Source organism: Acidobacterium sp. S8, from assembly GCF_009765985.1.
GTDB lineage: Bacteria > Acidobacteriota > Terriglobia > Terriglobales > Acidobacteriaceae > Alloacidobacterium.
This window is the reverse complement of sequence record NZ_LMUM01000037.1, coordinates 561,926-572,831: the sequence shown is the minus strand read 5'-3', so window position 1 is coordinate 572,831 and position 10,906 is coordinate 561,926. Positions and strand designations below refer to the sequence as shown.

At 54.2% G+C, this 10,906-nt stretch carries 7 protein-coding genes; all 7 read left to right on the top strand.

What is annotated here, in order from left to right; genetic code table 11:
- On the top strand, positions 1-552 hold a 552-nt coding region (locus GSQ86_RS21175; protein ID WP_216841240.1), incomplete at its 5' end, for a glycine zipper family protein.
- A gap of 77 nt (positions 553-629) precedes the next feature.
- A complete protein-coding gene (locus tag GSQ86_RS21170) occupies positions 630-2,336 on the top strand; it encodes an ABC transporter ATP-binding protein/permease (protein ID WP_216841239.1) in 1,707 nt (568 codons plus the stop codon).
- A 934-nt stretch (positions 2,337-3,270) separates the two neighbouring features.
- Positions 3,271-6,063, top strand: coding sequence for an ABC transporter substrate binding protein (locus tag GSQ86_RS21165; protein WP_158752145.1), 2,793 nt, complete (start codon positions 3,271-3,273; stop codon positions 6,061-6,063).
- A 44-nt stretch (positions 6,064-6,107) separates the two neighbouring features.
- Positions 6,108-6,761 (top strand): response regulator transcription factor, encoded by a 654-nt coding sequence (locus GSQ86_RS21160; protein ID WP_158752144.1) that lies wholly within the window; start codon positions 6,108-6,110, stop codon positions 6,759-6,761.
- A gap of 105 nt (positions 6,762-6,866) precedes the next feature.
- A complete protein-coding gene (locus GSQ86_RS21155; RefSeq protein WP_158752143.1) occupies positions 6,867-7,304 on the top strand; it encodes a response regulator transcription factor in 438 nt (145 codons plus the stop codon).
- A gap of 136 nt (positions 7,305-7,440) precedes the next feature.
- Positions 7,441-8,082 (top strand): response regulator transcription factor, encoded by a 642-nt coding sequence (locus tag GSQ86_RS21150; RefSeq protein ID WP_254062533.1) that lies wholly within the window; start codon positions 7,441-7,443, stop codon positions 8,080-8,082.
- Positions 8,083-8,398: 316 nt separating this feature from the next.
- Positions 8,399-10,834 (top strand): phosphoketolase, encoded by a 2,436-nt coding sequence (locus GSQ86_RS21145; protein WP_158752141.1) that lies wholly within the window; start codon positions 8,399-8,401, stop codon positions 10,832-10,834.
- Positions 10,835-10,906: the final 72 nt, after the last annotated feature.

The window sequence follows — 10,906 nt, the reverse complement described above, 5'->3', positions numbered from 1 at the left end:
CCACCCCCCCCCCCCCCCGCCGCCCCCGCCGCACCGACAGGACCTGTACCTTCCTTCTCAGCCGCAAGTAAAGTGGGCCTTTACGCCTATCCGGGAAAGGGCCAAAGTCATGATCAGCAGCTCATCGATGAGTCCGACTGCTATAACTCGGCTCAGCAGCAGACAGGCGTCAATGCAGATACTCCGGCTCCCCAACCGCCGTCTTCTGCTGATATCCAGGCAGCTCAGGCGCAGGCGGCCGATGCCGCGCCGCAACAAAAAGGTGGGCGAGCCAAGGGTGCAGCCAAGGGCGCAGTTGGCGGTGCGGTGATTGGTGGAATCGCCGGGGATGCAGGAACAGGTGCAGCGGTAGGCGCTGGTGTGGGTACCGTGCATGGCGGAAGAAAGCAGCGCAAAGCGAATGCGGCTGCCAAAGATCAGGCCTCGGCGCAGGCTGGGGCGGACGTGCAACAACAGTACCAAAACCAGAAGGCTGCGTATGACCAACAGATGAGTACGTTCAAGCGGGCGTTCTCAGCCTGCATGGATGCGCGAGGCTATTCGGTCAAATAGGGTCGGAACATCGCAAGTTCGATATCCCCTGAAGGGACCCTGAGGTTTGCTGTGTCCCTCCACTATCGAGATGGCATATGGGCAAACAGCCTGTAACTTTTGATCGGGTAACCCTAGGGCGATTCTTTCGCACCGTCAAGTACTTCTTCACGTCCGAGGTGCGCTGGCGTGCGCGAGGCCTGTTCGCATTACTCATCGTCTTCGCCTTGAGTGTTAACGGCCTGAACGTCATCAACAGCTATGTCGGTCGCGATTTCATGACCGCAATTTCCAACCGCGACCAGACCGGATTCGTTCGAGAAGCTATTCTCTTCGTCGCACTGCTCGTCGCGTCAACCGTGATAGCGGTCTTTTACCGATTTACCGAAGATCGGCTCGGGCTGTTCTGGAGGGAGTGGCTGACGCGACGTGTCACCCGTTTGTACGTAGCGGATCGGACTTATCTTAACCTCCAGGAATCGGCTACGATTGAAAATCCCGACCAGCGGATCGCTGACGACATTCGTGTGTTTACGGCCACCTCCCTCTCTTTCACGCTTATGTTAATGAACGGAATACTCGCCGCCCTGTCGTTCTCGGGAGTTCTCTGGACAATCAGCCCGCTGCTCTTCGGTATCACAATCGGGTACGCTCTCCTTGGCACGGTGACGACGATCTATCTGGGGCGTCCGCTGATCGGGTTGAATTATCGCCAGTCAGATCAAGAGGCTGCCTTCCGCTCCGACCTGATCCACGTGCGCGAGAACAGCGAATCAATTGCCCTCTTGCAGCACGAAGACCGACTAACTGTCCGGCTCCTTCGGCGTATCGACGGCTTTGCAGACAACTTTCGGCGAATCATCTCGATAAACCGTAACCTGGGGTTTTTTACCACCGGCTTTAACTATCTGACACAGATCATCCCGGCGCTGGTCGTTGCGCGGCTATTTATTCGCGGGCGGGTGGAATTCGGTGTCATCCCGCAATCGGCGGTGGCCTTCACCCAACTGCTCGGAGCGTTCTCGTTAATCGTTAATCAGTTCCAGTCCATCTCTTCTTTCGCCTCCGTCATCGCCCGTCTGAGCGAGCTGGTGGGGACCGTCGAGAAAGGATCGCCATCGGCCCACAAGCCGGTCACTGTCATCGGTGCCGACGCGCGCATCGCGTACGAAGGACTGAGACTGTTCTCACCCGAAGGAGACCGAGAGGTGCTTCAAAACCTGACCGCGGAGAATCGCGCGGGACGAGGGTGCTGGTCTTCGGGCCGAACGAAGCTGCCAGAATCGCGCTATTTCGGGCTACCGCTGGCATCTGGGTCGCCGGGGCCGGGATGCTCGTCCGCCCGCCGTCGGACAATATCTTCTTTTTACCCCAGCGCCCCTACATGCCACCGGGGACGCTTCGGCATCTTCTCGTTCGCACTGACCAGGAGCAGGTCATCACCGACGTTCAGATCACGAATACACTGCATAATACAGGTTTGGGCTCCATCCAGGTACGGCGGATTGGACACTGAGCACAACTGGTCGGCCATCCTCTCGTTGGGGGAACAGCAACTGCTTGCGCTGACCCGGCTGATCTTCGCCCGACCTGCCTTCGCTATGCTTGATCGAGTGACTGCATCCCTCAAACCGGCGCAGGTCCGCGAGGCGCTGCGGCGGTTAGATGAGAGCTCAATCACCTATATAACTTTCGCCGAAGACGCGGAATCAGTTGATATGTATGATGCACTGCTGGAAATCGACGGCGATGGCGGGTGGACTTGGAACCGGACCAGGTACCCTACCAGCGCCGCACTGACGTAAATCTGTCACGTAGGTCATTGAAAGGGAGTAGAGGCCACGGACAGGAATCGAACCGACGCATAAATTTTGGCCATCATCCTCTATGAGGCGAATCTCAGCGCCAATTGTCCGACGCGAGAACTCACGGACGTGCTGATGATGACGCCGAACGGGGGCGATGCGAATTTGATGTCGGGATTCGCGAACGGCGGATGGTTCAGTAAATTGAAAAATTCAGCGCGAAACTGGAGGCTGTTGCTCTGATGAGGCTTAGCACAGCACTCTTTTTGAAAGCGCAAGATCCACGTTTTCCTGTCTCGGGCCGTCCGCGATGCCAGTCGAGCTGTTTCCAATACAGTTCCGACGCCGTCCGCGCCGATGACTGGCGGACTGGTGATAGGATCCATGCCCAGCGTCCGCACTGTCAACTAGTTATTCATTTGAAATCAAAGCATTAGCGATCTTCGAGCCCTCCTAGCGAGCGGATTTCGAACTAATCCATTCAGGGTTTCTCTGCGGCTAATCGTTGCAAGGTCTTTTGCGTGTCGCAGGGAATCGGACATTTATATATCCAAATACTGGTGTCCTTGCTACCGTTACATACGTCTACATACGTCAGCATCTTCGATGTTAGATTGGCTTCGCTAAAAGGATTGATAGCGCAGCGTTTGTTCTCCACAGCTGTATTGGGCCCCTGTTGGTAAGAAGCCCCTGGGAGGCTCCCGTGACGGTTCCTGTGGAACACCGGATCAGATGTGTCCTTTGGTGGCCTTCGCGGCTCGCGTTCAGGCAACTTGACGCAAGGAGAAACCAGGACAGGAGAAAATGTGCCCTGCTGCTGATTGCAGCGGTTTTGCTGCTGCCACAGTTGACTGGCGCCGCTCCTCTACAAGAGGTTCGGCGGGCGCTTATTATCAATGTTTACAGTCCGCTTACTTCTCCCGGAGTTGCTGTCATGGACCAGGCGATTGTTGCCGGTCTCGGCAAAGCTCCTTACCAGATCGAACTCTATCATGAGGAGCTGGAGGCGTCGTTGTTTCCGGATGAAGCTTCCCAGCGTGATTTCCGAGAGTGGTTTATCCGCAGGTATAGTGATCGCAAGCCCGACATAATCATAGCTGTCGGACCGGATCCCCTCAAGTTCCTGGTGGAAGCACACGAAAAGGTCTTCCCGAACATTCCAATCATCTTCTGTGGAAGCACCGAAGAGATGTTGGATGAATTGAAACTGGACTCTCACTTTACCGGAGTGTGGGGAGAAGCTACGCCTGACAAGACTCTGGAATCGGCGCTCCGCCTGCAGCCATCTACCAGGCATGTAGTTGTGGTCGGTGGTGTTGCGGCCTATGACCGGAAGCTAGAATCGATCACCAGGACAAGCCTGCAGAAGTACGAATCAAAACTTGATTTTACCTATCTTACTGACCTGGATATGCCCACGCTGCTCGACCGACTGCGTCACCTTCCGAGCGACACCATCATCTATCACACGTCAATTATGCAGGATGCAGCCGGTGCCCGCTTCATTGACGCAAGGCAGTCAGTCCCGTTAATTGTCAGTGCGGCGAACGCACCTGTTTTTGTCGGGGACGATGTCGATATCGGCAGCGGAACAGTGGGCGGCAATGTGTTGAGCTTTGCCGCCCAGGGCCAGGTTGCCTCATCGATGGCCGTGAGGGTTCTTAATGGGGAGAAGACCCGGGACATCCCTGTTGCGAAAAGCCCTAACCTCTACGTGTTCGATTGGCGCGCTTTGCGGCACTGGGGACTGAAAGAAAGCAATCTACCGCCCGGCAGTGTCATCCTTTACCGGACACCAACGATCTGGGAAGCCTACCGGAGGTACGTCGCCGGCGGCATTTCGCTCGTCGTGGTGGAGACTCTGCTGATTGCGGGTCTGCTGTGGCAGCGTGCGCGGCGGAGAAGGGTAGAGGAGGAGTTAGCGATCAGCACCGACCGCCTTCGCCTGGCTATTGAAGTCGGAGGGTCTGTAGCCTGGGATTGGGACCTAAAGGGCGGCCGAGGCTGGCGGTACGGTGACCTGAAAAACATATTCGGAATACCAGCCGACGCTTATGCCGGAGAGATTGAAGACTTCAGGCGCAATATACACCCGGCGGATCGAGCGATGGTATCGAGCGTGGTTGCGGATGCCAGGCAGAATCGGAAACCATACGCAGCAGAATTCAGGGTCGTGCGATCCGACGGAAGCGTGTGCTGGATAACAGCCAGGGGGAAATTTTATTACGCAGACCACAACGACGCCGTGCGAATGCTTGGCATGGCGGTGGAGATCACCGAGCGCAAACAGATGGAAGAGGCCTTGAAGAAGTCCGAGAAGAAGTTCTCCATGGCCTTTCAGGAAAGCCCTATGGGCCTTACCCTGACCAGCGCGAAGGACAGTCGTTACCTTGATGTGAACGAGACGTTCGAACAGATGACGGGCTGGCCCCGTGACGAAGTAATCGGAAAGACTCCATTTGACATCGGCGTCTGGGAAAATCCCTCCGAAAGAGTGGAACTTGTGAAGCGGCTGCTTGCCGAAGGTTCCGTTCGAAATTATGAGATCCAACTTCTATGCAGGGATGGGACGAAGCGAACGGGCCTGGGCTCAGCAGAACTCATCGAGATCGACAACGAACCGTGCGTACTCTCAGTAGTTGCGGACATTACCGAGCGCAAGCAGATCGAAGAGAAACTTCATGCAAGCGAGGGGAAACTTGCAGGCATTGTCGCTTCGGCAATGGACGCCATCATTGCGGTCGATGAGGAACAAGGGATCGTGCTGTTCAATGCGGCGGCAGAGAAGATGTTCGGCTGTGACGTAGACGAAGCCACCGGAAGCTCAATAAAACGCTTCATTCCCCAACGGTTTCATTCTGAATACGAGAAACACATAGGCCATTTTGGTATTTCTGGTGCTACGAACGGTTCGATGCGTTCCGTGGGTTCGCAGGGCACATTATGGGCAGTTCGGTCAAATGGCCAGGAGTTCCCAATCGAGGCATCGATTTCCCAGGTAGAAGCCTACGGAAGAAAGCTATTCACTGTCATTATTCGAGATATTACTGAACGCAAAATGGCTGAGGAAGCCCTTATTAATCTGGGTGGACGATTGATTGAGGCGCAAGAGGAAGAACGCCGCCGGGTCGCTCGCGAGATCCATGATGACTACAATCAACGGCTGGCTGTGCTCGCCATCGATCTGGAAGAACTTGCCGAGAATATTGGGAATGCCGATGTAGGAGCGGGGCGGCGTTTGCATGACCTTTGGAGTCAAGTCTGTGAACTCGGCGCCGACCTGCATGTTTTGTCCCATCGTTTGCATTCCTCCACGCTCGAAAATCTGGGACTCGTTGCCGGGGCGAGAGCCTTCTGTGAGGAATTCGCGGATCAACAAGAAATAGAAACTGATTTTACATACGACAATGTTCCCTCAGACATTCCAGGCGATGTGGCGCTCTGTCTCTTTCGCATTCTTCAGGAGGGCCTGCGTAACGTTAAGAAGCACAGCGGTGCCAACCGGGCCGAGGTTCGGCTGGAAGCGCCAGGCGAGAAACTCCATCTCTCAATTTCCGATCGCGGGAGAGGGTTTGACGCTACAGTGCATTCAAGCAAAGATGGCATAGGTCTTCGGAGCATGGAAGAACGCTTGCGGCTATTGGGAGGGCAGCTGCAGGTTCACGCGCGACCCATGGAAGGCACTCGAATTGACGCGTGGCTGCCTTACTCTATCGGCAGTTCGTAAACAAGTTAGATCCAAAGCATGCAGGGCTTTCATCAGGAGTTGCCATGCAGGATCCAGAACCTTTTACAAAGCGCCCGCGCGTCCTCATTGCTGATGACCACAGCATTGTGGCCGAAGGGCTTCGTTCGCTGCTTGAGAAAAGCTGCGAAGTTGTTGGACTTGTTCAGGACGGCCGGCAGTTATTGGTTGAAGCACCCAAGCTGAAGCCAGACGTGATTGTTCTGGATATCGGCATGCCGTTGCTGAACGGTCTGGATGCAGCCGCTCGAGTAAAAGAATCTGTTCCCGGCACAAAGTTTGTCTTCCTGACGATGCAGGATGACGCCAACATTGCTGCCGCGGCTCTTGACCTGGGAGCCGTCGGCTACGTTCTCAAGCATGCCGCGACCTCGGAATTGCTGAAGGCCGTTTCCGAAGTACTTCAGGGCAGGTCTTATGTGACGCCGAAACTGCGTTCCGACGACTGGGCTACCCGAAAGGCGCGTGCCCGACAAAGCTCAAAGGAGTTGACTCCCCGCCAACAAGAAGTGCTTCAACTGCTTGCCGAAGGTCGTCCGATGAAGGAAATAGCCGACATTCTTCAAGTCAGCGAAAAGACCGTCATGTTTCACAAGTATCAGATCATGGGGTCGTTCAACTTGAAGAACAACTCGGAGTTGGTTCTATTTGCGCTCAAACGCCACCTCATTTCCTCTTGATCGGGTCTCGAGAAGGTCTGTCAATTCTGCTAGGTGGCGGGAGTCAGCAATCTTGTTAGGATTGCACCTTCAAATCTGATTCGGAACTTCCGCGAAAACATCGGAATGGATCGTTCGGGCCTTGGAGTTCCGGAAGAAGAGAGGCCGAACATGGCGCGGCCACGGATACTTCTTGCTGACGACCATCATCCCGTGCTCGCACGTGTTCTTTCTCTGTTACAGCCTCACTTTGAAGTGATCGGGATGGTCAATGATGGAAAGAGCCTGGTTAGCGAAGCACAACGGCTTCAACCGGACGTGATTGTATTAGACATCGCGATGCCGCTCCTTACTGGAATTGAAGCCGCACGTGAGCTTCACAAAGCTGGATCCCGGGCCAAGCTGGTTTTCCTGACTATTCATCAGGATCCCGCATTTGTGCGTGGATGCTTCGCCGAGGGAGGTCTCGGCTACGTCACGAAATCGCGATTGGTAAGCGATCTTATTCCCGCGATACACGAAGCACTTTCTAACCATACCTTCGTCTCCCCATCTGTTCGCTGATTGGAGGCTAAAGGCGGACTGGCCCATTAACGAATCCGCCATTAAACCTTTGGTATCTGTAGACCGTGACCTAGGAGTTTTCCTAGTTTTCACAGGAGGCGCCGTTGCATAAAAATCAACGTGCAGGAGGATGACCATGCTAAGTAACAGTCCTCGCATTTTAGTCGCTGACGATCACACCCTAGTGGCAGAATTGTGCAGAAAGCTGCTCGAAACAGAATTTGAAGTAGTGGGCGTCGTGAACGACGGGCGTACCATGGTGCGATCGGCATGCGAGTTGAAGCCGGACGTTATTGTGGTCGACATTGGCATGCCGGTTCTGAACGGCCTGGATGCGGCCAAGCAAGTAAAAGCGGCAATGCCCGCAGTCAAGATCCTCTTTCTCACCATGAACAGCCACATTGAAGTCGCAGCAGAGGCATTTCGCCGGGGAGCTTCGGGCTACCTACTGAAAACCTGCGCCGCGACCGAGCTGGTGACTGCTGTTCACGCAGTCTTGTGCGGCAAATCCTATATATCAGAGAGTCTCTGCAAAGATGAGATCAACTATCTTCGTCGGAAGGACAGTAAGCTGGAAGATGAGCGGCTCACTGAGAGACAGCGGGAAGTACTGCAACTGTTGGCCGAAGGCAAGGTGATGAAGGAAATTGGCGACATCCTGAACATGACGACCAGGACGGTGGCTTTTCATAAGTATCGGATCATGGAATCGTTGGGCGCCAGGAGCAACGCTGAACTTGTACGCTACGCAGTAAGGAATCACATGGTTTCGGCATAGGCGGATCGACTTGCGGCCTTGAATTCGAAGCAATCTGCTGATCCAGTGCTTCCAGCGAAGCTGCCTTGATTGCGTCTCGACAGATCACGACCTTGAGCTTTGGGCTGCGACGGCCTTTGAGCCGGCAACGAGTCCCACATTCACCCTCATCCTCTTCTCTCGACAGTGTATTGCGCCTGATCAAGACATAGCCCAAATCACGAACGCGATGAGCATAGTGATTTGACTATTGAACTCTGTCAGTTTTGACAGAAGACAGTCGCGTTGTGTGGCCTTACGCTTTTCGTGTCGCCAGCCCGGCAATGGAAGGTGATGGATGTCAACCGCGGTACCTGTCGAGAAAGCGGACAATATTTTAACCGCGTATGGCGCTGCCAGATCGACAGTATCAGGTGCGCCTCTCGGCACTGAAGATTTGCGCAAGATCCACGCGTACTGGCGCGCCTGCACATACCTGATGCTTGGCATGATTTACCTGCAGGACAATCCTCTATTGAAGAAGCCTCTCAAGCCGGAGCACATCAAGAATCGGCTCTTAGGTCACTGGGGCTCGAGCCCAGGATTGGCTTTTACATACATTCACCTAAACCGGCTCATCAAGAAATATGACCTGGACATGATTTTCCTTGCGGGGCCTGGACATGGAGCGCCGGGCGTGCTCGCGCCAGTTTATCTGGAGGGAACTTATTCCGAAATCTATACCGAAAAATGCGAAGACGAAGAGGGCATGCGCGAATTTTTCAAGCAGTTCTCTTTTCCGGGTGGCATCGGAAGCCACTGCACGCCGGAAACACCGGGATCTATCCATGAAGGGGGCGAGCTTGGCTACGTGCTCTCACATGCGTGCGGAGCAGCGTTTGATAATCCCGACTTGATCGTTGCCGCTGTAGTGGGCGACGGCGAGTCGGAAACCGGACCGCTCGCAACCTCTTGGCACATCAACAAATTCATTAATCCGATTCGCGATGGAGCTGTGCTGCCGATTTTGCATTTGAACGGCTACAAGATTAACAACCCTACACTACTCGCCCGTATCAGTCATGAGGAGTTGGAAGGCCTATTTCGCGGCTACGGCTGGACGCCATACTTCGTTGAGGGTTCTGAACCCGAAAGCATGCACCAGGCAATGGCCGCGACAACCGAGCGCTGTGTCTCCGAAATAAGAAAGCAGCAGAAGGCTGCCCGTGAGACGGGCGTACCTGAGCGTGTTCGCTGGCCAATGATTGTGTTGAGGACGCCGAAGGGCTGGACTGCTCCCAAGGAAATAGATGGTCACAGGCTGGAAGGATTCTGGCGGGCGCACCAGGTGCCGATGGCCGATGTGAAAAAGAATCCGGAACGACTTCAGGAACTCGAGAACTGGATGCGTTCCTATAAGCCGGAAGAACTCTTCGATTCCAAAGGAACGCTGATTGCTGAACTAAAAGAACTTGCACCCAACGGTACGCGTCGCATGGGGGCCAACCCGCACGCCAATGGCGGTGGCCTGAAGCGGGCTCTGCGTCTCCCGGACTTCAGGGAATATGCATTCACCTTTGAAAAGCCAGGGACAGTTGAAGCAGAGAACGCGCGGCCACTGGGAGCGCTGCTTCGCGATGTGATGAAGCTGAATATGAAAAATTTTCGCGTCTTTGGACCTGACGAAAATACGTCGAATAAGTTGAACGACATTTATGAAGTCAGTAAAAAATTCTGGATCGCTGAGTATTTTCCGGAAGACGCAGATGGCGGAGAACTGGCACCCGACGGGCGCGTCATTGAGATGCTCAGTGAGCACACGGTTGAGGGCATGCTTGAAGGGTACTTGCTCACGGGGCGCCACGGTTTTATCTCATCCTATGAAGCTTTTATCCATGTCATCGACTCCATGTTTAACCAACACGCTAAGTGGCTGTCTATCTGTAATCATCTTTCGTGGCGTAAGAGCATCGCCTCTCTAAACATCTTTGTTACGTCTACCGTATGGCGACAGGATCACAATGGTTTTACGCACCAGGATCCTGGCTTCCTGGACGTGGTAGTCAACAAGAGTTCTGCTGTCACGCGCATTTATATGCCGCCGGACGTCAATTCGCTTTTGTCGGTTGCTAACCACTGCCTGCGGAGCGAGAACTATGTCAACGTCATAGTCTGCGATAAGCAACTGCACATGCAATACATGGACATGGATGCAGCCATCACACATTGCACCAAAGGTATCGGAATGTGGGACTGGGCATGCAACGATCAGGGGAGCGAACCGGATGTCGTAATGGCGTCAGCCGGTGACATACCAACCCAGGAAACATTGGCCGCGATTACGCTGTTGCGGCAGGAATTTCCTGATCTCAAGATTCGCTACATCAACGTAGTGGACCTATTTAAGTTGCAGCCGAGCAGGGATCATCCGCATGGTTTGACTGATGAAGATTTTGATTCGTTATTCACCGTCGACAAGCCAATCATATTTAACTTTCACGGATATCCATGGCTCATCCATCGTCTGGCGTACAGCCGAACGAATCATCGCAACATGCACGTCCGCGGATATAAGGAACAGGGCAACATCAATACACCGCTGGAACTTGCGATCGAAAACGAGATCGATCGCTTCAGCCTGGCGATGGATGCCATCAAGCGCGTACCGAGGCTGCAGCAAATAGGCGCCCACGCCAAGGAAAAATTTCAGAACGAGCAGATTGCATGCCGCAACTATGCGTTCAAGCACGGAACTGATAACCCAGATGTTGCTGGCTGGAAGTGGCCTTACTAAACTGCCCCTCTCCCAGTTGCGGGATGCCGCAGAAACGGTCAGCAGCGATGAACTTCACGTTGTACTCATTTG

Coding starts and splice junctions, on each gene's coding strand:
- GSQ86_RS21170 (WP_216841239.1), top strand. CDS start 630: ATGGGCAAACAGCCTGTAACTTTTGATCGGGTAACCCTAGGGCGATTC.
- GSQ86_RS21165 (WP_158752145.1), top strand. CDS start 3,271: ATGGACCAGGCGATTGTTGCCGGTCTCGGCAAAGCTCCTTACCAGATC.
- GSQ86_RS21160 (WP_158752144.1), top strand. CDS start 6,108: ATGCAGGATCCAGAACCTTTTACAAAGCGCCCGCGCGTCCTCATTGCT.
- GSQ86_RS21155 (WP_158752143.1), top strand. CDS start 6,867: ATGGATCGTTCGGGCCTTGGAGTTCCGGAAGAAGAGAGGCCGAACATG.
- GSQ86_RS21150 (WP_254062533.1), top strand. CDS start 7,441: ATGCTAAGTAACAGTCCTCGCATTTTAGTCGCTGACGATCACACCCTA.
- GSQ86_RS21145 (WP_158752141.1), top strand. CDS start 8,399: ATGTCAACCGCGGTACCTGTCGAGAAAGCGGACAATATTTTAACCGCG.